Annotated in this window: 16 protein-coding genes; 7 read left to right on the forward strand and 9 right to left on the reverse strand. The window is 39.4% G+C overall.

Features of this window, described 5'->3' with window-relative positions; genetic code table 11:
* Positions 1-126 precede the first annotated feature (126 nt).
* Both PL9631_RS05195 and PL9631_RS05200 read left to right on the forward strand, forming a co-directional pair.
* Positions 127-768, forward strand: a complete 642-nt coding sequence (locus PL9631_RS05195) for an HAD family hydrolase (RefSeq protein ID WP_083617751.1) — start codon at positions 127-129, stop codon at positions 766-768.
* Positions 769-958: 190 nt separating this feature from the next.
* Positions 959-2,605 (forward strand): mechanosensitive ion channel family protein, encoded by a 1,647-nt coding sequence (locus PL9631_RS05200; protein WP_083617753.1) that lies wholly within the window; start codon positions 959-961, stop codon positions 2,603-2,605.
* 12 nt (positions 2,606-2,617) lie between these two features.
* Here PL9631_RS05200 and PL9631_RS05205 read toward each other — a convergent pair whose 3' ends face one another.
* The 5 genes from PL9631_RS05205 to PL9631_RS05225 all read right to left on the reverse strand — a co-directional run bounded on the left by PL9631_RS05205 (position 2,618) and on the right by PL9631_RS05225 (position 11,929).
* The gene (locus PL9631_RS05205) at positions 2,618-3,436 is read right to left on the reverse strand and encodes an alpha/beta fold hydrolase (RefSeq protein WP_083618052.1); all 819 of its coding nucleotides are present in this window, start codon (positions 3,434-3,436) and stop codon (positions 2,618-2,620) included.
* 59 nt (positions 3,437-3,495) lie between these two features.
* On the reverse strand, positions 3,496-4,470 hold the full coding sequence (locus tag PL9631_RS05210; protein WP_083617756.1) for an adenylate/guanylate cyclase domain-containing protein: 975 nt from the start codon (positions 4,468-4,470) through the stop codon (positions 3,496-3,498).
* Positions 4,471-4,609: 139 nt separating this feature from the next.
* Complete coding sequence (locus tag PL9631_RS05215) at positions 4,610-6,538, reverse strand: adenylate/guanylate cyclase domain-containing protein (protein ID WP_083617757.1); 1,929 nt, start codon at positions 6,536-6,538, stop codon at positions 4,610-4,612.
* A 66-nt stretch (positions 6,539-6,604) separates the two neighbouring features.
* Complete coding sequence (locus tag PL9631_RS05220; RefSeq protein ID WP_083617759.1) at positions 6,605-10,339, reverse strand: MHYT domain-containing protein; 3,735 nt, start codon at positions 10,337-10,339, stop codon at positions 6,605-6,607.
* A 15-nt stretch (positions 10,340-10,354) separates the two neighbouring features.
* Complete coding sequence (locus tag PL9631_RS05225) at positions 10,355-11,929, reverse strand: sensor histidine kinase (RefSeq protein WP_083617761.1); 1,575 nt, start codon at positions 11,927-11,929, stop codon at positions 10,355-10,357.
* A gap of 404 nt (positions 11,930-12,333) precedes the next feature.
* Here PL9631_RS05225 and PL9631_RS05230 point away from each other — a divergent pair, with 404 nt between their 5' ends.
* The 3 genes from PL9631_RS05230 (at position 12,334) to PL9631_RS05240 (ending at position 15,695) form a co-directional block, all read left to right on the forward strand.
* On the forward strand, positions 12,334-13,650 hold the full coding sequence (locus PL9631_RS05230; RefSeq protein ID WP_083617763.1) for an AAA-like domain-containing protein: 1,317 nt from the start codon (positions 12,334-12,336) through the stop codon (positions 13,648-13,650).
* Between the two features lie 204 nt (positions 13,651-13,854).
* The gene (locus PL9631_RS05235) at positions 13,855-14,502 is read left to right on the forward strand and encodes a hypothetical protein (RefSeq protein ID WP_083617764.1); all 648 of its coding nucleotides are present in this window, start codon (positions 13,855-13,857) and stop codon (positions 14,500-14,502) included.
* 89 nt (positions 14,503-14,591) lie between these two features.
* Positions 14,592-15,695, forward strand: coding sequence for a M23 family metallopeptidase (locus tag PL9631_RS05240; protein ID WP_083617766.1), 1,104 nt, complete (start codon positions 14,592-14,594; stop codon positions 15,693-15,695).
* A gap of 125 nt (positions 15,696-15,820) precedes the next feature.
* On the opposite strand, the gene PL9631_RS05245 is transcribed toward PL9631_RS05240, so the two are convergent.
* On the reverse strand, positions 15,821-17,443 hold the full coding sequence (locus PL9631_RS05245) for a YcjF family protein (RefSeq protein WP_083617768.1): 1,623 nt from the start codon (positions 17,441-17,443) through the stop codon (positions 15,821-15,823).
* A 71-nt stretch (positions 17,444-17,514) separates the two neighbouring features.
* Positions 17,515-18,582 (reverse strand): GUN4 domain-containing protein, encoded by a 1,068-nt coding sequence (locus PL9631_RS05250; RefSeq protein WP_083617770.1) that lies wholly within the window; start codon positions 18,580-18,582, stop codon positions 17,515-17,517.
* A 455-nt stretch (positions 18,583-19,037) separates the two neighbouring features.
* Between PL9631_RS05250 and PL9631_RS05255 the strand changes: the two genes are divergently transcribed.
* Entirely contained in the window at positions 19,038-19,787 is a 750-nt protein-coding gene (locus PL9631_RS05255; protein WP_083617772.1) for an ATP-binding cassette domain-containing protein, read from the forward strand.
* Positions 19,788-19,805: 18 nt separating this feature from the next.
* Positions 19,806-20,435 carry an ABC transporter permease gene (locus tag PL9631_RS05260; protein ID WP_083617774.1) on the forward strand — a complete coding sequence of 210 codons (630 nt, stop codon included), beginning with the start codon at positions 19,806-19,808 and terminating at the stop codon, positions 20,433-20,435.
* Between the two features lie 76 nt (positions 20,436-20,511).
* Here PL9631_RS05260 and PL9631_RS05265 read toward each other — a convergent pair whose 3' ends face one another.
* A complete protein-coding gene (locus tag PL9631_RS05265; protein ID WP_083617776.1) occupies positions 20,512-21,138 on the reverse strand; it encodes a Uma2 family endonuclease in 627 nt (208 codons plus the stop codon).
* A gap of 248 nt (positions 21,139-21,386) precedes the next feature.
* Positions 21,387-22,229 (reverse strand): helix-turn-helix transcriptional regulator, encoded by an 843-nt coding sequence (locus tag PL9631_RS05270; RefSeq protein ID WP_083617780.1) that lies wholly within the window; start codon positions 22,227-22,229, stop codon positions 21,387-21,389.
* Between the last annotated feature and the right edge of the window lie 80 nt (positions 22,230-22,309).

The raw sequence follows: 22,309 nt of genomic DNA on the forward strand, positions 1-22,309 counted from the left end.
TGGGTAATGGGTAATGGGTAATGGGTAATGGGTAATACTTCGACTTCGCTCAGTAACAGGGTAATGGGTAATAGGGAATAGAAAATAGGGAACAGGCAATAAATAGGTGGTATACTGTATATAATCATGCTCAAAGCGATTTTATTTGATTTGGATGGAACTCTGGTTAATAGTGACCCATTGCATTATCTGACTTGGGCAAAGGTGTTAGAAATTTATCAATTGACAATTGATCATCATTTTTATCAAACTCGGATTAGTGGCAGAACTAATGCGGAAATTGTGGGGGATTTATTTCCTGAATTTTCCGATGAAGATATATTGAAAATGGTAGATTTAAAGGAATTAAAATTTCGAGAACTGGCTGCTGATTTACAGCCTTTACATGGGTTAATGGACTTTTTGGCTTGGGTGAATCAGCAAGGGTTTAAAACAGGTTTAGTTACCAATGCGCCTCGGGAAAATACAGATTTTATCCTGAAAATTCTGAAGTTATCGAACTATTTTGATAGTGTGGTTTTGTCTGATGAAATTGGCATCGGTAAACCCGATCCGGCGCCCTATCAATATTGTTTGGAACAGTTAAATATTCTACCAGAAGAAGCGATCGCTTTTGAAGATTCTCCTTCTGGGATTCGTTCTGCCATTGCTGCGGGGATTAAAACCATCGGGGTTGCTTCTACCCATAATCCCAATCGTTTAAAAGATTTGGGGGTAGCATTTGTAATTGAGGATTTTACCCAGGTTGACCTACAAAAAATGCGATAAGTATAGCAATCCTATTAGAGTTGTGTTCAAAATTTTTGAGTAAAAGGGAACAGGGGACAGGGAAAGGGGAACACTAGATAATACTTCTGACTTTTTCATATCAGTATAAAAATGCTACAACCTATTTAGGATTGCTATATGTCCTAATGCTTTAACTGATCGGGTTGACTATCGGGTCGGGCTTATTGTTATGAAAAAAATTGGACAAACTTTTATCATCTGGCTGCTGGTTACCTTTCTGATTGTCACCGCCATCCCCCTAGTAGTGGCGCAGAATTCTCCATCCCCTCAACCCAATTCACCGGCGATTCAGTCTAACCGTGGGTCTGTAACACTAGAGAACGAAACTTTATTTGTGATTGAAACTGAGTTAGGCGGTTCGTCTCCTTCAGAACGTTCTCAACGCATGAGCCAAAGCTTGAAAGATTTTGCTGACAACCAAGCCCTATCCCTTAATGAACTTGAAGTCTATACGGGGGACAAGGACGGCATTCCCTTGACGGTAATTCGTGCTGGCAATATTTTTTTAACCACAATCTCCAACGCCGATGCCCAAATAGCTGGCAAACCGCGCCCCGAATTAGCCGCATTGTATTTAGAAAAAATCAAGGCGGGAGTCAGTCGCTACCGACGGCAAAGAAGCCTGGAATATTTGCTCCGTGCCAGTTTATGGAGTGTTTTAGCCACTGTGGCTCTGATAATTATTTTATTGATGACTAATAACGTCTTTGCCAGAATTTACCAGAGACTCGAAATTTGGGAAGAATCTTATATTCGTCCCGTGCGGTTTGGCAATTGGGAACTGATTCGTGCCAACCAATTAGACAATATCATTTTTTGGCTGGTTCGGCTGGTACAGGCGGCGATGATTCTAGGGCTGTTGGCTGCCTATTTTCCCTTTGTCCTTAGACAATTCCCTTGGACGAGCGGATTAGCCAAAACCTTTGAGGGCTATTTGTTAGCCACATTACAAACGGGGTGGCAAGCTTTTATCAATTATTTGCCCAGTTTGTTGGCAATTGTACTGGTGATTGTTGCGACCAAATTTCTTCTGAGCTTATCCAAACCTTTCTTCCGAGAATTGAGTGCCGGGACATTTTCTTTACCGGGCTTCTATGCCGAGTGGGCCGATGCGACCCAAAAGCTGGTTAATTTTTTAATTATTGCTTTGGCGGCAGTGATTATCTTTCCTTTACTGCCCGGATTTCAGTCTCCTGCGTTTCAAGGGATATCTGTCTTTTTAGGGCTGCTAATTTCTCTGGGCTCTACCTCTGTTATTTCTAATCTCGTTTCTGGTAGTGTTCTGATCTATACTCGGGCATTTCGGGTGGGTGATCGGATTAAAATTGGCGACATCTCTGGGAAAGTTCTGGAAACCACCCTGCTAGTGACTCGCATCCTGACTCCTACGAATGTCGTTGTTAGTATTCCCAATTCTCAAATTAGCACCAGTTCGATTGAAAACTTCAGTTTTAGCTATCGAGAATTAAACCAGCCCTTGATCCTACGGACGACGGTGTATTTAGGGTATGAAGTCCCCTGGCGCGAAGCTTACGAGGCTTTGATCCAAGCGGCACTGCGTACGGAAGGAATGCTGGAGTCTCCGCCAGCTTTCGTACTACAAGGGGAGCTAAACGAAGTTTACGTTACCTATTTGCTCAATGCCTATATGAATGTGGAGTATTTTCAGGGCAAAACTTCAAAAGGAATTGAACAAGCTCGCTCCCAATTGAATGAAAATATCCGAGATTGTTGTGCCACAGCCGGAATTCGGATTTTTGCTCCTAATTATGAAGCCGATCCCACCAATTACGGCCCGGCGGTTGACAAAATTTAACCGTACCTATCTCTACTCCTTAAAATTATCGGATAAATAGTCTTTGATTAAATTAATTGTTTCCTGGGGATGACTCATCTGGGGACAATGCCCGGTAGCCTCCATTAATTTTAAGGTACCTTCATAGAGGTAGCGCTGAAGATAATATCCCACTTCTACAGGAGCGATCGCATCATCGGTACATTGTAGAATCAATGAGGGTGTTCTAACTTTCAGTAAATCCCGGCGATTATCGGAGTAAAAAGTCGCCCTAGCAAAACAATTAGCCACCACCGCATTAGTCGAACAAAAACTGGCTTCTAGCTCCTGAATTAGCTCTGGGTGATCCTGATTTTGCATAATAATGGGAGCCAGAAAACTCGCCCAACCGATATAATTTTTGCCCATCAGATCCAGTAGATCTTCAATATCTGAGCGCTCAAATCCACCGATATAATCATCAGATGAATCATTAATATAACAGGGGGAAGGACAAATCAAAACCATCTTTTTAAATAATTCTGGAGCTTTAATTGATGCCAAAAGACCAACCATACTACTCACAGAATGACCTACAAAAAATATATTTTCTAAGGACAAAGCTGCACAAATCTCCAGAATATCCTGAACATAACCCTGGAGATCAGCATATCTTTCTACACTATAAGCATTCATATCTGATTTTCCTGACCCTACATAGTCAAAAACAATGATTTTATAATCATTTTCAAAACCAGGTGTGATGAAACGCCACATATTTTGATCACATCCAAACCCATGGGCAAATAATAGGGGTTGTGTCCCTTTTCCATAAATTTTTACATTATTTCTTTGCAGAATGTTCTCAGTCATAATCATCTGTTGGGTTTTCTTTATTTTAATTGATCGTGATCAAAAGTTTTACCGATTCACTATTCCCTGAGATGAAATTTGATCAGTTTCCATGCTATTAAAGAATTGGCTTTTCCTTTGACATCAATTGGCTTTTTTGCTTCTACTTCTAATAAATGACTCATACTTTGATAAACTGTATCAGAAATCGTAATTTCTTCGGCAGGAGTCGCACCTTCTAAACGTTTAGCAGTATTCACAACATCACCAATTACGGTATAAGTTCTCACCCCAGTACCGCCAAATAATCCTTCAATGACATTACCACAATGGACGGCACAACCCGTACTAATATTTTCGGATTTGAGAATATCTGAGGCTGCTTTTTGCATGGCGATCGCGGCTTTCACTCCCTGTTGGGGTGTGGCATAAATTGCCATAATTTCATCGGCCGTAAAACTAACTTTTAGGGGGTTAAATTGGGCTGCTATGGGTTCCACATGACGATAATAGTTATTTAATACCGTGGCCACATGATCGGGTTCTCTCTGTTCACACCAGGCGGTAAATCCTCGAATATCTATAAATAATATAGTCCGATCAAACCGTTGAAATTTTAATTGTTCAGGATTATTCATAGCGGCATTGACGACATGACTTCCCATCCCCCATTCCGCTAATTTTTTTAAGATTTCTGTGATTTGAGTATGCTGATTAATTGGGGTAAAAATACAATCATTGAAGAATGTTGCTTGATGTTCTCTCCTGGTTGCATTCACCAGCATGGGAATATCTGTTCCATCTTTTGAACGCAAAGAAAAATAGATTTCTTCCGCTTTTCCATAGAATTTTAACAGGGGAAAAAAATGGGTTTGACAAAAAATACGCCCGGCTAAGGGTAAAATTGAGTTCATGGATTTTCCTTGGAGTTCGTGGGTTTCATAGCCTAGTAATTTTAATAATGTATTATTGATTATGGCGATCATCTTATCATCGGTAAATGACAAAAAACCGCAGGGTGCATTATTAAGAATTTCATCGATAGAGTCTGTCATAAGGCTAGTCAAGTTAAGGGTAGATGAGTTTATATTTAACTCCCTATCGTTAAATGATCTACTAATTTCATTTGTATTACTATTCATAAAATATGTCCCATTGGATTTTTGTCTTATGGTTTTTCCCTATAATAATAGTTTATTCCCTATGCCCAGAGTTAAGGGTTTCCTGAATTAACCAATAGGTAGTCATTTTCCCCCTACCTTTGACTTCAATTTGTCCCCGTTCTTCAAAAATGTAAGAAGTTTTTAAGCGTTGATAGGTGGCTTCGGTGACTTGAATTTTCCCCGGTAAACCGGAGGATTCCATTCGAGAAGCGACATTAACCGCATCCCCCCATAAATCATAAATAAATTTTTTCACCCCAATTACTCCCGCAATTACTGACCCAGTATTAATCCCAATTCTGATTTGTAAAGGTTCGTTATATTGGGTTTGAAAATTGGCGATCGCTCCTTGCATATCTAAAGCTATTTGAGCCACAGCTTCGGCATGATCGGGCTTGGCTAGGGGTAAACCTCCGACCACCATATAGGCATCCCCAATGGTTTTAATTTTTTCTAAACCATGCTTTTCTGTGAGTTGATCAAATACCGAAAACACTTGATTTAATCGCTCCACTAATTCATCGGGTTGAATGCGATTTGAAAGGGGCGTAAACCCAACAATATCGGCAAATAAAATTGTGACCTCATCGAATTTTTCGGCAATTGAACTGGTATCATATTTCAGGCGTTCTGCAATGGATGGAGGTAGAATATTTAGTAATAACTTTTCTGAACGTTCCTGACTTTCTTGGAGAGCCTTGTCGGTATTTTTACGTTCTAATTCGGCGCCAGCCCGGGCTGCAAAAATCCTTAACACCAGTTCTCTGGTTTCGTCATTGATCATAGGGTTTGTATCCAAAATCGCAATATTACCGATCACATTTTTCATGGAATCTATTAAGGGAATTCCTGCATAACTGCGTGTTGTTGATTCCAGTGAAGTTTTAATTTCGGGAAACTGATCAAAAATATGATCAGAACAACAATAATATTCTCCATTACCAATGACTTGACCACAAGGTGTTCCTACTAATTCATACTCAATATTGTTAATAAAACCCTGATCAACCCAAAATGCCAGGGTGCGAACTTTGTTTTTTTTATGACTGGTAAATTCAGTTACTAAAGTATAATGAACCCCCAGGATTTCAGCTAGGGAATGAACACAGGAGCGAAAAAAATCATCTCCGGTTTTAGAGGCTGTTCCCTCTACAATTAATTTTAGGGCGTCTTCTCGACGTTTGCGATCGCTGATATCTCGCATCACAGTCAGGACTGAACTAGAGGAAATAGGGGAAATATTAACGGATAAATCTGTTTTTTTATTTTCGAGAATTAAACTATATTCAACTTCAATGGTTTCCTGGGTTTCTAAAGCGGTTTTAATCCCTGCCAACAAAATATCAGCTTGTTTTTGGGGGAGAATATCATGAATAGTTTGGCCGATTCTTTCCTGTTCCGGCTTATATAATAATTGCGTATTGGGGGTAACTACTTTTAGATAATGCCCATCCGCATCAAAAACGACAATTGATTCCTTCATTGCTTTAAATAAAGCATTAACTTCTGCCTCGGATTTTTCTAAGGCTTGATTTTGAGTTTGGAGGGTTTTCTGAAGGGCTTGAAGTTTTAATTGGGTTTGAACTCGAATCAAAACTTCTTCGATTTGAAAGGGTTTAGTAATATAATCTATTCCTCCGACTTCAAAGGCTTTGACTTTATCCTTGACATCATCTCCAGCACTTAAAAATATAACGGGTACAGAACTGGTTTTGGGATCGGATTTTAAGATTTTACAGACCTCATAACCGGTAATTTGGGGCATATTAATATCCAACAAAATCAGATCGGGAATTACGGTTCTCGCCGCCATTAAAGCCACATTTCCATTAATCGCTTTCCGCACTTGATATCCTTGCTGGACGAGGAAATCGGATAAAAAACGAATGTTGTCAACATTGTCATCAACAATCAGAATATCGGCTTTTAATTGATTGGTATTATTGGTATTAATGTTCATAAATCACTAACTTGACGACAGAGTGGGATAGCTGAAACTTTGACACAAGGGGAATTTTTGATGGGGTTAGGGTTGTCCGGTCGTAATCTCGGTACTCGTGAATTCTAAAATAGTTTGAAATTCAAAATTCATGTTTAACCGATTTAGGATAGTCATTAATTCCTGATTTTCCGGGGGAATTTGAGCAATCAAATCTCCAATTTTTTCATCACTTCCTTGAGCCGCAGCATAATAGAGTTCTCCTTGCCATTGTGGGGACATGGTGGTCAGGAGAGAACTTAAACTTTCTTCTGAATTGGGGGAGAAATTAGAACTTGATTCTTCTGACTGAGTTTCATTTTCTTGATAAGTATATTTTACACTTAAATGGTGACTAATTTTTTCGAGTAATTTTTCAATTTGTACCGGTTTATCCACAAAATCATCACAACCACAGGCTAAAATTTGTTCTTGATCCTCCTGAAAGACACTGGCGGTTAAAATGATAATTTTAGTTTTTTGTCCTAGGGATGTACCTTTAATTAATTTAGTAGCGGTTAACCCATCTATGACGGGCATTCTAACATCCATTAAAATTAAGTCCGGTTGCCAAGTTTCCCAACAATCAATGGCTTGTTGACCATTTTCGGCATTTTCAATTTTAAACCCCATATCTGATAATAATTCATTCAGTAATAAACGACTATCTAAACGGTCATCGACGACTAAAATTTTATAGTCTGGCTGTCCGGGTGCAAGATGAATTGCTTTAACTTTATTTGTATTCACGGGCAATGAACAATACTCTAGGGAATGGGTGGGAATTTCAAAGCCAAATAAACTTCCGGCGCCTAACTGACTTCTAACGTGAATATCTCCGCCCATAAGTTGTACATATTTTCGACTAATTGCTAATCCTAATCCGGTTCCCTGATTAGAATTTCGTCCTGATTCAGTTTGTTTAAAGGGTTCAAAGAGCAGGTCAATTTCTTCGGGAGCAATTCCCGCCCCCGTGTCTTCGACTTCAAATAAAATAAACTCTAATTTCTGCTGATTCTCGGAATCAATAGCCAAATTTTCCCCATCTAAATCCTCTAAATTAGAAGCTGAGGAGGATTCGGGTTGAACAATTTGATATTTGCCTTTTACCCGGACTCGAATTTCGCCTTGATTGGTAAATTTAATGGCATTGCTTAACAAATTTAATAAAACCTGTCGTAATTTTCCTTCATCGGTTTCTAAATAACGGGGTAGGTCTGGTGCATACTCAAATTTCAATTCTAAGCCTTGGGATTCTGCCCGCATTTGCATCATTTTTTTTAACCCATCTAAAAGATTAATTAAATCAAATTGATGTTGATTTAGGGTAGTTCTTCCGGCTTCAATTTTAGACATTTCTAAAACATCATTAATCAAGGTCAATAAATGTTCCCCGGCTTGATTGATAATCCCCACATATTTATGATGTTTGGCAGACAATAAAGGATCTTCATTCATTAATTGAGTAAACCCTAAAATGGCATTCAAGGGTGTTCTTAACTCATGACTCATACTCGCTAAAAATTCTGATTTAGCTTGATTGGCTTTATCCGCCGCTACGGCTGCTTTTTGTAGCTGAATCGATTGTTTTTGGGTGGTTTCTAATAATTCAGTTTGTTGTAAAGCTACGCCCAACTGATTACTAATTTGGATGGCAATATTAATTTCTACTTCCTTCCACAGACGAGGACTGGAGTTTTGGTAAGTGGCGAGTAAACCCCATAATTGATTGTTAGAGAAAATCGGAGTAATAATATAGGCTCTAGCCTGAAAACTCTCTAATAAGTTGATATAACATTGATTAAATCCAGCGTTATAAATATCAGTAACCGCCCGATAGTTGACCCCCTGACTATATAGACCGCCTTGGGTATCTTTTAAATAAGTATCTTGGACTAGAGGGGAAATGTTAGAAGAATTATTTTCAAAGAGTTTAACGGTACACCGTTCATTTTCCGTGGTATTTTCCTGTAATGAGGGATTAGTATTTTGTTCTTCAAATAAAGACATCCACCCCTGACTAACCGATTCGGCGATGAATTCTCCACTCCAGTCAGGGCGGAACTGATACACCACAACCCGTTCACAATTAAGCACTCGTCTTAATTCTAAAGCCGTGGTGGAAAAAATTGTTTTTATGTCTAAGGTTTGGCGAATTCTTTGAATTGCTTTTGCTAGGGCTTGTTCCCGTTCTAAACTTTCTTGTAAAGCAATTTGGGTATTTTTTTTGTCGGTAATATCTTCAGAAATACATAACATATGGGTAATTTTTTGATTATTATTAATAATCGGGATTTTTTGGGTTCTTAATAGAAGGTCATTACCGGCTAGATTATGAATCATAAATTCCGGGATATCTACGGCTGTTTGGTGATTTAAAATTTCTAAAATCTGCGATCGAAAATAATCCGCTTGTTTCTGGGGTAAAAGACTATAAATATTTTTGCTTAAAATCTTATCTCTTTTAACTCCAAATATGGTTTCAGTGGATTTATTACATAATTCAAATTTGAAATCATTCTCGATATTTTTTACATAGATAGCTAAGGGAATATTTTCAATAATAGTATTTAAAAATTGTTGAGATTCGGCAAGTTTTTGATCAAGTTTTTTCCGTTCAGTAATATTATTAAACGTGCAAACAATTCGTTCTAATTTACCTGTGCTATTGAACTGAGGATCAATATTCAATAATAACCAAGCCCTTACTTGAGACGACGGGCTTTGAGTCAGTCCCAGAATTAAGTTGTGGATGGGTTTCCCTTGGGAAATTGCTTGATGAATGGGTTGCATTTTATGGGTTAAGGGATTGCCTTGTTCATCAAGAAATTGCCAAGATAGGGAAAATATATTTTTTCCTTCTAATTCTGGTTCGGTTTGTGATAACAGGTTTTGAGCAAATTGGTTACTCAAAATAATCGTTCCTTGGGGAGATAAAAGTAATACACCGACGGGCATTTCTCGAATCAGACAACGGAAGCGTTTTTCACTTTCTTGTAGGGCGTTTTGATAGACTAATTGACTGGTATACCGTTGATCAAAAACCGATATTACTAGGGTTCCAATTAACAGGATTAAGGTGACAATTCCAATTTGTACCGCTAACCCGGAATTAGCATTGGTTTCCATTAAGTTGACGGGAACAGAAGACTGTTCGACCATGGATATGGCCCACATTCCCGTATAGTGCATTCCACTAATCCCAACGCCCATCACCCCGGCGCTGCAAACCTTCCAGGGATCAAACGCCGATGAGGGGGAATTTCTCAGGTAAAATGCCAAACCCAAGGCCGCCATTGAGGCAATAATCGCGATCGCCACCGACAGCAAAACTCGCTTTAAATTGTATGCCATCATCGCCCCAGCAACGGTCATTCCGGCCATGCCTAGATAGTGCATCGAGGCGATCGCTAATCCCATGACCACACCGCCGGAAAACACCCCTAAACTGAGTTTTGGCCGACTGAATAATAATAGGGCCAGTCCTGAAGCGATAATCGCTACCCCCCAGGAAAGTAGGGTAGTCACCAGGTTGTAGGTCACGGGTAGGGGGAGTTTCAGGGCTAACATCCCGATAAAGTGCATTGACCAAATGCCTGTTCCCATGGCAACAGCACCGCCTAATGTCCACAGCAAGCGACTTTGGGGGGGTGATTCGGGGGTGACTCGGGTGGCGAGATCTAAAGCGGTATAGGAGGCAATCACCGCGATCAGGAAGGAGAAGGCAACTAAAAATGGTTGATAATGGCTTTGAATGACCGTCATAGCGATTAATAATTTCATATTTTAGGGATTAAATTAATGATTAATAACCCGGGGTTGACTATCCCAAAAAAAGCCTGACGTTAAAGGATTTTGTCTTAAATCACAAGTGGGAAAGGGAATCGTTGCCTGTTGTATTGAAGTTGAGAGGGGAATAGAAATAATAAATTCTGTGCCTCTTTCTAACTGAGAGTTACAGTATAAATAGCCCCGATGGTTATTAACAATTTGGTAGGAAATTGCTAACCCTAATCCTGTCCCATAACCAACTGGTTTTGTGGTGTAAAACGGATCATAAATTTTGTTGATCATCTCAGAACTCATGCCGATACCATTATCTTCTATATGAATTTGTACCCACTGATGATTAATTAACGTGGTTCTAATCCACAGGGTCGGGGGAGAAACTATATCGATTTCTGGACTGCGGTTTTTGACTCGGTTTTTAAGTTGAGTTCTTCTTTCCTCTAGGGCATCAATTGCATTACTAAAAATATTCATAAATACTTGGTTAAGTTGGCCGCAATAACACTCAACTCGGGGTAAGTCTTGATAGTCTTTAATCAGTTTAATCTCAGAACCCTGAGACTGTTCCTTTAATCGGTGCTGGAGAATCATTAATGTACTATCAATTCCTTCATGAATATTAACCACTTTCATTTCGGCTTCATCTAAACGGGAAAAGGTGCGAAGGGATTTAACAATATCTTTGATTCGCTCTGCTCCAAATCTGATAGACTTTAGAATATTGTTGATATCCTCACGAATAAAATTTAGATCAATTTCTTGAATATAATTCTCGATGTCTGGGTTGGGTTTAGGGTGATAATTTTGGTATTTATGGATTAATTCCAACAGATTTTCCACATATTCACAAGTGGGGGCAATATTGCCATAAATAAAGTTAACAGGATTATTAATTTCATGGGCAACACCCGCCACCATTTGTCCTAAAGAAGACATTTTTTCGGTTTGAATCAGTTGGGCTTGGGTGTGTTTTAACTCTTGTAGAGTATTAGCCAGTTTATCGGCTTTTTGACGAAGTTTAATTTCCGATGCTTTTAAAGCAGTTTGGGCAATATCTCGTTCTTGATTTTCCTGTTGTAACAGTTGATTTGTTCTTTCTAAATCCAGGGTTCGTTGCTGAACTCGAGCTTCTAATTCAGTAGCAAGTTGATTTAGGGCTACTTGTGTTTGTTTTCGTTCGGAAATTTCAGCTTGTAAGGCAAAATTTGCTGCTTCTAATTGGGTTGAACTGGGAATTGCTAAAACCTTGGGAATTAACTCAATAATCACCGCCGCAGTACAGAGGGAAATAGCCGCTGTGATTGCTTTAAGAAAACCCGAAATCCAATAATGGGGATGCCATAGTGTCCAGATTTCCATAATATGGGTAATCCCACAACAAATAATAAAAGAACCAAACAGCATAAATACCCAATCGAAGGGGATATCCTGACGCTTTTTGACAATAAAAATTAATTCAATAGGAATTAAAAAATAGGCTAAACTAATGGCAGCATCTGATATAATGTGGAGGCTAACTAATCCCGGTTTCCACAGATAGCAATGACCATGGGGAATGAAATAATTAGAGAACAGTTCCTGCATAAAATATCCATAGAAACATTATGGGTGTATGAACTCAATTATATCGGGGTTCCTTTGACTTTTAGAGTAAACATTCCAGTGAAGTTAAATAGAAGTTTAGACAATAGAGAATAAAAAAGTAAGTTTTTGAATCCTATCTATCAAGATTCGACCTGAAATCAGTATAATTTAATACTAAAATCAGATATCAATACTGGAATCTTTCTGGAACGAATTCCTAAAACCTAATATTCACAGGTGTTTCATAAAAAACAATTTTTGTCAATACCCTAAAGTTAACCTCTTGTAACTTTCTTTGACTGGAGTTGTATAAAAATGGTTAACTCTATGCAAGGATATTGGGGGTGGCAGTTATAGCAGTATAGCCCGTGAGCCATTGCTTCGAGAACACAACACCTGACTGAATGACCATTGATCAACTCATTGATATTCTCAAAGTCAGTTTACCCGAAGGTCTGACAGCCCTCCAAGAAATGGTGTTACGTTCTTCTTGGGATGGTAAAACCTATGCGTTAATGGCATCGGAAACTAACTATGTCAAAGAATATTTGAGTCGGGCGGCGTCGGAACTGTGGTCAACCCTGAGTGATTTTTGGGACGAACCCATTGGCAAAAATAATCTGCGCCAGATGTTCGAGTCCCGTCCTTTAACCAAAGCCCAACGAAAACTCCTAGAACAGTTTCAATCTCAAACCTTGATCTCTGTTTTAGAGTTCCCGGGCGCGCCTGTGGGCTTAGACTCTAAATTATATATTGAACGTCCTCCGATTGAAACCCTTGCCTATGAAGAGGTGACTAAACCCGGCAGTATTATTCGGATTAAAGCCTCTTGGAAAATGGGCAAAACTTCTTTACTTTTAAGGATTATTAATCAAGCTGAATCCTATCATTATAGCACTGTTAATATTGATTTTCAACAGGCGGAAAAAAACATATTGTCGAGTGTGGATAAATTTTTTCGTTGGTTTAGTCGAAATATTAGTTGGAAGTTAAAAATTCATCCTAATTTGGATGAATATTGGGATGAAGATATGGGGAGTAAAGTCAGTTGTACGATTTATTTTGAAGCCTATCTCTTACAACAAATTGAGACGAATTTAGTTTTAGGATTAAATGAAGTTAATCGTTTATTTGAATATCCTGATATTGCCGAGGAATTCTTTTCGCTCCTGCGGTCTTGGTATGAACAAGCCAAAAGTAATAATACCTGGAAAAAGTTACGTTTAGTTTTAACCTATTCTACGGAAATTTATATTCCTTTAAATATTAATCAATCTCCTTTTAATGTAGGATTACCTTTAAAATTACCCGCTTTTGATGCTGAACAGGTTTTATCCTTAGCCCTGCGTCATGGGTTAGACTGGACTCCCACCCAAACCAAGCAACTCATGGCAATGGTTGGCGGTCATCCGTTTTTAGTTAGACTGGGATTATACTATTTATGTCGAGGGGAATTAACCCTAAAACAACTGTTACAAGAAGCGGTAACAGAAACGGGAATTTATAGTAGTCACCTACGGCGAATTTTAGCGGTTTTACAGGCAGACCCGCAACTTGAAAAAGCATTTAAACAAGTGATTTATGCCGATCAACCGATTAAATTAGCTTCTGTGGTAACGTACAAATTAGATAGTATGGGCATTGTCACCATCAAAGGAGATTCTGTTGTCCATAGTTGTGAACTTTATCGAGTATATTTTAGGAATCAATTACTTGATTAACAGGCAATAGTAAGTTATGAGCAGGTTACAAGGTTTAGTCTTGTCAAACACCTTAATTGGTAGCACTATAGTATCGTTGATTAGAAATTAAATAAAGTTCTGTCCGGTCAAATCGAATCTTCCAAGGAACAATAAAGGGATTCTATCGACTCTTAAGTTATAAGAGTGAAATCAGAACTTGAAAAAATAAGGATGTTTGAGTGTATGTTAACTTCTAAATTATCCCGTTCAGGACTGTCGGTTTTCCTGGCCTTGGGCTTAACAACAGCCGTGGCCACACCTCTACTACAAGCTATTCCCGCCACGGCCCAAGCCTTCCCCAATACCTTACAACGGGATAGAATTTTAGCGGGAACCCAGATTCCGGTGGAATACTCCGAAGCCGAAAAAATCGTGGTTATGCCCAATGAAACCGTTTCCCTAACGATCACGGTGGCACAGGATATTGTAACCACTCAGGGACGGGTTTGGATTCCAGCCGGGGCTGAAATTGTCGGACAATTAAAACCCGCTTCCGGGGGGTCTCAATTTGTGGCGAGTGAAGTAATTATCAGTGACCGACAACGGTTTCGCCTAGATGCCAATTCTCAAGTTGTAACCCATACCGAAACCATCCGCAAAGGAGCCTCGGCGACATCTATTATCGGTGGGGCAGCCATTGGGGCTGCTGCGGCCACCGCCATTGCTGCGGTTGCTGGGGATAATGCGATCGCAACAGAAGAAGTTTTAGTCGGTGCGGGACTCGGCGCAGTTACGGGAATCTTTGTTGGACGGAATAAAGTGGATGTGGTGGTGATTAATCCGAGTCAAGACCTCAGTTTAACCGTACAATCGGATATCATCTTCCGTTAAACCGTAGTGAGGCGTTCACGCCTCTTTGTTTCAAGATAGCCCTAAAGGGCTTACTACTTTTCAAGATAGCCCTAAAGGGCTTACTACTTATGAGGATTTCCACGGCCAAAAAATACGCGATAGCATTCTGCCTAACTTTGGGGTTAACGGCATTAGTTAGTTGTTGGAGTCCTGAAGTCACCCAAACGGCTGAGTCTTCCCTACAGCAAGCTCAGACCATAGCCCAAGGGATCTCCCAACAACTAATCAGCCAAACCCAAAATCCCCGTTTTGCTCAACCGATTGATTGTCAATTGGGTCAGGATTGCTTTATTTTGTTATATCCCGATCGCGATCCCACCCCCAATGCCGTTGATTTCGGCTGTGGACGGCAAACCTACGATGGTCATAAAGGCACGGATTTCGCCATACCCGATGAACAAGCCATGGCCAGAGGCGTTCCGGTCTTAGCCTCCCAGGGGGGGACGGTGTTGCGTGTACGGGACGGGGTTGTGGATCGACGAATTCAAACCGAAGCCGATAAAAAGACCGTGGAAGGGACGGAATGTGGCAATGGTGTGGTGATTGACCATAGTTCTATTGCTAATGGTGCGGGGTGGGAAACCCAATATTGTCATTTACGCCGGGGAAGTGTCCAGGTCAAACCCGGGGATCAGGTCGAAAAAGGCACGGTTTTAGGGGCGGTGGGGGCCTCGGGTTTGGCATCTTTTCCCCATGTTCATCTAACTATTAATTATCAGGGAGCAGTGATTGATCCCTTTGTGGGGCCAGCAGCAACGGCCGGATGTAATGTGACTCGTAACCCGATTTGGGAACAGTCTTTTGCCTATATTCCCACGGGATTAATTCGGGCTGGATTTTCGGCTCAACCTCCAACTATGGATGAATTATGGCAGGGAAAATTTAATCAAACTACCCTACCCCAAGACAGTCCGGCGTTGTTATTTTGGGTACAGGTTTATGGGGTATTAACCGGGGATAAAATGGTTTTTAATCTGTATGACCCCCAGGGACAAAAAGTTTTAAATAATGAAAATTTTGTGAATGATTCCAGTAAAACTTGGATTGGTTATGTGGGGAAAAAAAATAATCCTCAACAACCTTTAACTCCTGGAACTTGGAAAGCAGAATATCAATTAATTCGAGGCGATCGCACTTTGGTTAAAACTCAAAATCAACTGGAAATTCAATAGGGAATTACGAATTACGAATTACAAATTGGGAATAGGGATATAATTTTAGTTACCAGTTAATTTCTAAACTGATAACTCGTAGAGACGTGCCATGGCGCGTGTCTACACTGATGACTAATGACTAATTACCAATCAGGACGATCAACTGTATTCTCATCTTCCCAATCATCTAAATAACGCTTTAATAACGGTTTAATATCTGCTTCGATGGGTTGTTCTTCTTCCTCCAATTCAGTAGAATTAAAATTCAGGGGTTCAATAATTTTGGCAAAGGCATCCTGCACAAATTGTTTAACAAATTCATCCCGACGGGTTAACTGAAATTGTCGTTGTACCACTTCTGTCATCCCTCCATCTCCCCAGTCTTGATCTTGACGAAAATATTCAATAAAACTTTTACCTGCAATTCTGGTTAAATAAGCCGCACTCACCGCTTGAATTGCCCGTCCTACCACTAAGGTTGCTAAATTTAATTGTAGGGCGGTTGAGACTAACTGAATCACCCCTTTAACTACTCCTAAACTTCCCAAGGTTTTTGCTAGGGATAGAGCTAATTCTCGACCGCGATCGCTATTTAATTCACACCCATAAATTTTACCAATTTCGATTACCATTTGGGTATTAACCGCCGCCGTAGCAATTAAATCAATTACGGGTAAAGGTGTTACTGCAATTACCCCCGCACCTATCCATTGAAACCGCTCAACAATTTTTTCTGCTTCCCGTTTGCGTTGACTATCAATTAAGAGTCTAGCTTCTTCTCCTAAGCGTTGGGATTGTAATAAAATATTATCAGCAATTAATTCTTCTCCTTCGGATCTTAAAATTAGGGCGATACGTCGAATTAAGGGCATAATATCTGGTTCTGGCTGTATTATCTCTCCCATTTCTAATCTAATTGATTGCGGATTTGCTGCAATAGAAATAACATCATTTGCATCTAAAAATAGTTTAACTCTATCTTTAAGTTTGGCTAAAATAATATGTTGATCCGCTTCTGTATACAAATCTTTTTTATTTAAAATAATTAGCGATCGCTTGCCAATTTCAACTAAGGCTTGTAAAGAGTGATATTCTGATTGTCTTAAATCATTATCTAAAACAAATAATAATAAATTAGCATCTGTCGCCAGCGAACGGGCTAATTTTCCCCGCTCAGACCCGCCTATTCCCGCTTCTAAAATTCCGGGGGTATCGGTAATTAAAATTTCCCGTTCAATTCCTTCTAATTTTAAATGATAGGTTTCGCCAACTTCGGTAGTTCCCATGGGTGCATTGACTTTCCCAACCATCCGACCCATTAACGCATTAACTAAAGAGGTTTTTCCCGCCGACCCCGTACCAAAAACAACCACTTGAATATTACCTTTAGCTAATTCTGAAGCCATATCTTGGGAGCGACTCAATAAGGCTTTTTTAGCTACTTCATCTTGAATTTGAGTCACCTGTTGTTGTACGGATTTTAACGATTCTTCTGCTGCTTCTAGTTTGTCTAAAGGTATTTTTAAAGGTCGGCGTTTTTTGCCAGATTTTCCTGATTTTTGGAAGAATCGAGTATAATAAAAAAAGGCAAAGATCGCTAATCCTAACAAGATAATTAATAACAAAAGTAGCAAATTTGCTAAAATCGGATTTGCTGACCAAATGACCTGACTATAAAGAGCCGATAGGGAACTCACCAGCCAAATCATTAAGCCTAAAATTAGACAGATTCCAAAAATTAAAAGTAAATAACGAGAGATAGGCATATTGCGATCGCTCCAACCCGAAATTAGGCAAATGAGTCTTTCTCTACTATAGCAATCCTCAACAACTATTGCTATAGTTTGCAATTATCAACTTGTGTAAAAAACAAAGTTCTGGCTTTAATTTCTTGAGAAGACAAAGAGAGAGAATTAGGGGACATAAGCTGATAATTTAATTGCATTTTCATGCCTTTTTCAAGTTGATTAAGGCGAGGAAGATGGCCTTCCGGTGCTTCTAAAGAGAAAGTCATTTTATCATAATTTTTCCATTTTTCTTTTCCATCTTTCCCCGATTCAATCCATCTTACTAAATCGGTAAAATGAATATAAGCATTGGGATCATATCGAGCTAGAGCCTCATCTTGTAATTGATTATCTGTCTCTAGGAAAATTCGCTTTTGAACACTAAAACCAAACAACCCGCCAGAATATTTTTTCCATAATTGATCAATAGTTCTTAAATAAGAACAAGATATTTTTTTAATCGAATCTTCATCCAGATAGCCAACACTTTCTCGATTCGTAATTTTGACTAAAACTTGATTAGTTTTTTGATCGGCTTGTTTCCACTTTTTCTGTTCTAGGAGTTTTTCTAACTCTTGAATATATTTGGGTTTTCTCACACAACTTTGTTCTTCACTGAGTAAATTAATATCAATTACTGCTAATTCATCTTCAGAACTAACCACTTCAATATATCCAAATCCATCACTAATAATTTGATTCATACGCTGTTTAAACCCATTAAATTCCGTATTTCGATCAGAGTTTTGTTTTCCAATCACCTCAACTGAAGGTAAACGCTTGACTTTATCTCCTTCTAAAATAGCACCTTCACAAATAGATTTGGGGAGAACATAAATATTTAAACTATTGGGATTAACACTAATATTCAATTTTTCAATATATCCGCGATATTGTCTATTTTGCTCTAGGGGAGGTTGGGAAAATCCCAATAATTCTCGATAAAATTTGAGAATATTCTGGTCATTATTCAGATAATTCAAAAAATTGATCTGGGTTAAAGTTCCATATACAGTAATCAGTGATCCCGTAATAAATCCAAAAGCAAAAGTAGGAAATTGATCAATAAATTTCCCAATTAATGTATCGCTTCTCGCGGGCAATCTAGGATTTTTCATGTTAATATTGATAGATGCAATGTGAATTAAAACAGGGGAAAGTCAAGAGAGTTTCATAATATAGGAGTTGCGTCTAGCCAAAAACTCAGACTATAAAGTCTTTTTTTCCTGGGCTTTACTCCCCATTCCCTGATGTAGCATTGAAAAAAAACAATGCTAGGCTTAGATTCTAACAGAACATCCTAAAAAATAAACGGTTTTATCCTGTTGTTATCGGATCAACTTTGCTACTCACGAGTCGTTAAAAATACAATCCTTGATCACTGTATTTTTATTTTTTAAGCTTTGAAATCATCCCAAACAACTATAATGATTGTCATTAACCCTAATTCAATTTTTGATAATTATTGCGGATGTATGGTACTTTTTTATACAAAAGCTCATCAGTAAATTCTCTGAATGAATCCTAATTGTGTTCACCTCTGAATCCCAATCCTGGCTATTTCCCTATGATCATGGCTTTGAATCCCTCTGTTATTGTTGAGTTCTGTCAGGTCAATTATCAAATTGATCAGCGTTTCTTGATTGAAAAGTTAAATTTAAAAGTCTATCAAGGGGAAACCTTAGTTTTATTAGGAAGAAGTGGAAGTGGAAAAACCACAACCCTAAAACTGGTGAATCATTTATTAACTCCCACGGACGGAGAGGTTTTAGTGGAGGGAAAATCAACCCATCAATGGGATCTAATTCAACTGCGAAGACAGACAGGTTATGTGATTCAAGATGTGGGTTTATTTCCCCATTTTACCGTAGAACAAAATATTGCTTTAGTCCCTAAATTACAACAATGGAACCGCGATCGCATTCAGGAAAGAGTATATCAACTCTTGCATTTAGTGAACCTAGATCCGGCTCAATTTGCCCATCGTTACCCCCAGGAACTTTCAGGCGGTCAACGTCAACGGGTGGGTGTGGCTCGAGCTCTAGCGGCTGATCCTCCGTTATTATTAATGGATGAACCCTTTGGCTCCCTTGACCCGATTACTCGCCTAGAATTACAGCGAGAATTTCGCCGTCTCCAACAACAATTAGGAAAAACGATTATTTTTGTCACCCATGATATTCAAGAAGCATTTTTATTAGCTTCCCGGATTGGTTTAATGCAGTATGGACAGTTAGTATTTTTAGGAACTCCTACGGATTTCAAACAATCGGAACACGCGGAAGCCCAGGCTTTTTTAGAATGTTTAAAATTACCCACTTAGTTATATTTATTTTAGAAAATGATTGATTTTTTGAGCCGTTATGGTGCGGAAATAATCGAACGCACAACCCAACACTTGATTTTAGTGGGAATTGCCATAATATTTGCTATTTTAATTGGGGTTCCTTTAGGAATATTATTAACTCGAAATCCTAAATTAAGTCAACCGATTTTAGGTTTTGCCAATGTTATGCAAACCATTCCCAGTTTAGCCCTATTTGGGTTTTTAATTCCGATGCCGTTAATTGGGGGAATTGGCGATCGCACTGCGATTGTCGCCATTACCCTTTACTCATTATTACCCATTATTCAGAATACCTATGTCGGAATTACTAACGTTGATCCCGCCGTATTAGAAGCCGGAAAAGCCATGGGCATGACCCCTAGACAATTATTAACTCAAGTCGAAATTCCCCTCTCTTTAAATATCATTTTAGCCGGAATTAGAGTCGCCAGTGTGATTGCAATTGGTTTAGGAACTATTGCCGCGGCTATTGGTGCGGGAGGGTTAGGAGTATTAATTTTTAGAGGGTTAGCAACCGTTAATAATCAACTGTTATTAGCGGGAGCCATTCCAGCCGCCATCCTAGCATTATTCGTTGATTTAGGATTAGGAAAACTGGAAAAACGACTAAAAAAATCCCCGTAGTAAGCCCTTCAGGGCTTTCTTCTATTCCCAGAATTATTGTTAACAGTAAAATAGGTATGGGAAACTTGATTAGTTTTTATCTTAATTGTCTTACCCAATTTCTAATTGCCCGCCGTACTGCCAGCTTACCATCAAGACGATATTGCTCAATTATAGTTGGAATTTCTTGCACCCGCAGCATCGGAAATACCGAACTTTTTTCTACTTCTCGATAGGTTTCCTGTTGGAGTTGGTAAATTTTTAATTCGCCGGAATCGTAACACCAAATTTCGGGTATTCCCAAGCGAGCATAAATCGGAAAGCGATTTAAAGATTTATGGGTCATATCAATTTCTAAAGCTAAGTCTGGAGGAGGATCTTGATTCAAATTAAACTGTAATCTGCCCCGAATTTTAGCTTCATTCTGAAAATAAAAGCAGTTGTCAGGTTCTATTCCTGCTAAATGTGCTTCCCGTTTCCAAGTTGTTGAACCATAACTTTCATAATTGATGTTTAGTTCTTCGGCAATATCTTGAATAGAAATTCCGATTGCTTCTTTATAATATTCGTGTTCGGGTAAGGGGGTCATAATTTCAAAAGTCCCATTATCATAGGCAATTCTAGCGGCGCGAGTTTGTCCTAAATCAATCAGGAGATTTTCAAATTGCTGCCAACTAATATTGTATAAAACAACGCGATCAGCACGGTGTTCAGTGAGTTGCATAGGTTTTTTTAAGCAAGTTATGAAAACAATAATTGTAGTATAATCCCGTAGTAAGCCCTTCAGGGCTTTCTTCCATTCCCAGAATTATTGTTAACAGTAGAATATCTCTCTTTCTGAACCAAAAAAATCTGGAAAATTCTGGAAATGGGATATTGTTCTGTCCCCGTATCAATGGAAGACCCCCTTTCCACATCGGAACTAATATAAAAGTACAACGGGTGAAAGGAATCTCGCTTCTACCCGTCTGATTAATCATATTGTTGACAGATGGCTTGCGCTTCTTGCTTAATGCGATCGCGCACACTGTCAGGCGCAACAATTTCACACAGGGAGCGATAGGCCAAAACCTCGCGGATCAGCCAAAAGGTGTTCGTCACCCGACGCACCACGCGACGGATATCACCGTCCCGTTCGCTGCTGAGGTCGTCCCGTTTGGATTCGTAGCTATTCGCCAGTTCTCCCTTAAAGTGTAAGTACACTTTAATAAAATCTAAATCATCTCGCCATGTCCCCTCCCCGGGGAGAATATTCAGATCCGCAATCCGATCCAGACGCAGGGAACGGTTATGGGCCAATTCCGGTAAATCCCGGTTGCCCTCGGTTTCCTCGCTCCAGATCTCCAAATAGAGGCGTTTTTCCCGGGGCAAAATTTTGGCATAACGGACGGTATACATCCAATCTCGCTGTTGGGCATCTCGGTACAGAAGGCGAAAGGGTTGACGACGGGCAATTTGCTGATCGAGTAACACCCGCCAAGCCGGGAGGGATTGACTGATCTGTTGGACAAAGGACTGACGCAGGGGGTCAGCCAGATTTCCCCGTTCTAGGAGCAGGGCCATTAATGCTTGGGCTTCGCTAATATAACCGGAATCAATTAGGGCTTTCGTCCCTTGCTCCAAAGATTGTACTTGCACTGAACTGAGGGTAAAGCGATCGCCGACTTCCAATTCTGAACGGGCGATCGCCACTAGCAAGCCCGATATACTAGGGCGATCGCCCCATAGAATCTGGAATTTAGCTGCGATCGCTTCTAATTGCTCCTTCGTTCCTGGAGGTATAGACAGTGTAATGGTTTCTTTTTTTCGAGCCATTTTAGTTTTTATACTTGCACATCAAATAAAGCTGTGCCATAATCGGTCTATTAACAACTATAAACGACCCGTCACTATTC

This window comes from Planktothrix paucivesiculata PCC 9631, from assembly GCF_900009265.2.
Taxonomy (GTDB): domain Bacteria; phylum Cyanobacteriota; class Cyanobacteriia; order Cyanobacteriales; family Microcoleaceae; genus Planktothrix; species Planktothrix paucivesiculata.

Bases quoted from the DNA above. Each gene is read 5' to 3' on its own strand.
- PL9631_RS05195 (WP_083617751.1), top strand. From the start codon at position 127: ATGCTCAAAGCGATTTTATTTGATTTGGATGGAACTCTGGTTAATAGT.
- PL9631_RS05200 (WP_083617753.1), top strand. From the start codon at position 959: ATGAAAAAAATTGGACAAACTTTTATCATCTGGCTGCTGGTTACCTTT.
- PL9631_RS05205 (WP_083618052.1), bottom strand. From the start codon at position 3,436: ATGACTGAGAACATTCTGCAAAGAAATAATGTAAAAATTTATGGAAAA.
- PL9631_RS05210 (WP_083617756.1), bottom strand. From the start codon at position 4,470: ATGACAGACTCTATCGATGAAATTCTTAATAATGCACCCTGCGGTTTT.
- PL9631_RS05215 (WP_083617757.1), bottom strand. From the start codon at position 6,538: ATGAACATTAATACCAATAATACCAATCAATTAAAAGCCGATATTCTG.
- PL9631_RS05220 (WP_083617759.1), bottom strand. From the start codon at position 10,339: ATGAAATTATTAATCGCTATGACGGTCATTCAAAGCCATTATCAACCA.
- PL9631_RS05225 (WP_083617761.1), bottom strand. From the start codon at position 11,929: ATGCAGGAACTGTTCTCTAATTATTTCATTCCCCATGGTCATTGCTAT.
- PL9631_RS05230 (WP_083617763.1), top strand. From the start codon at position 12,334: ATGACCATTGATCAACTCATTGATATTCTCAAAGTCAGTTTACCCGAA.
- PL9631_RS05235 (WP_083617764.1), top strand. From the start codon at position 13,855: ATGTTAACTTCTAAATTATCCCGTTCAGGACTGTCGGTTTTCCTGGCC.
- PL9631_RS05240 (WP_083617766.1), top strand. From the start codon at position 14,592: ATGAGGATTTCCACGGCCAAAAAATACGCGATAGCATTCTGCCTAACT.
- PL9631_RS05245 (WP_083617768.1), bottom strand. From the start codon at position 17,443: ATGCCTATCTCTCGTTATTTACTTTTAATTTTTGGAATCTGTCTAATT.
- PL9631_RS05250 (WP_083617770.1), bottom strand. From the start codon at position 18,582: ATGAAAAATCCTAGATTGCCCGCGAGAAGCGATACATTAATTGGGAAA.
- PL9631_RS05255 (WP_083617772.1), top strand. From the start codon at position 19,038: ATGGCTTTGAATCCCTCTGTTATTGTTGAGTTCTGTCAGGTCAATTAT.
- PL9631_RS05260 (WP_083617774.1), top strand. From the start codon at position 19,806: ATGATTGATTTTTTGAGCCGTTATGGTGCGGAAATAATCGAACGCACA.
- PL9631_RS05265 (WP_083617776.1), bottom strand. From the start codon at position 21,138: ATGCAACTCACTGAACACCGTGCTGATCGCGTTGTTTTATACAATATT.
- PL9631_RS05270 (WP_083617780.1), bottom strand. From the start codon at position 22,229: ATGGCTCGAAAAAAAGAAACCATTACACTGTCTATACCTCCAGGAACG.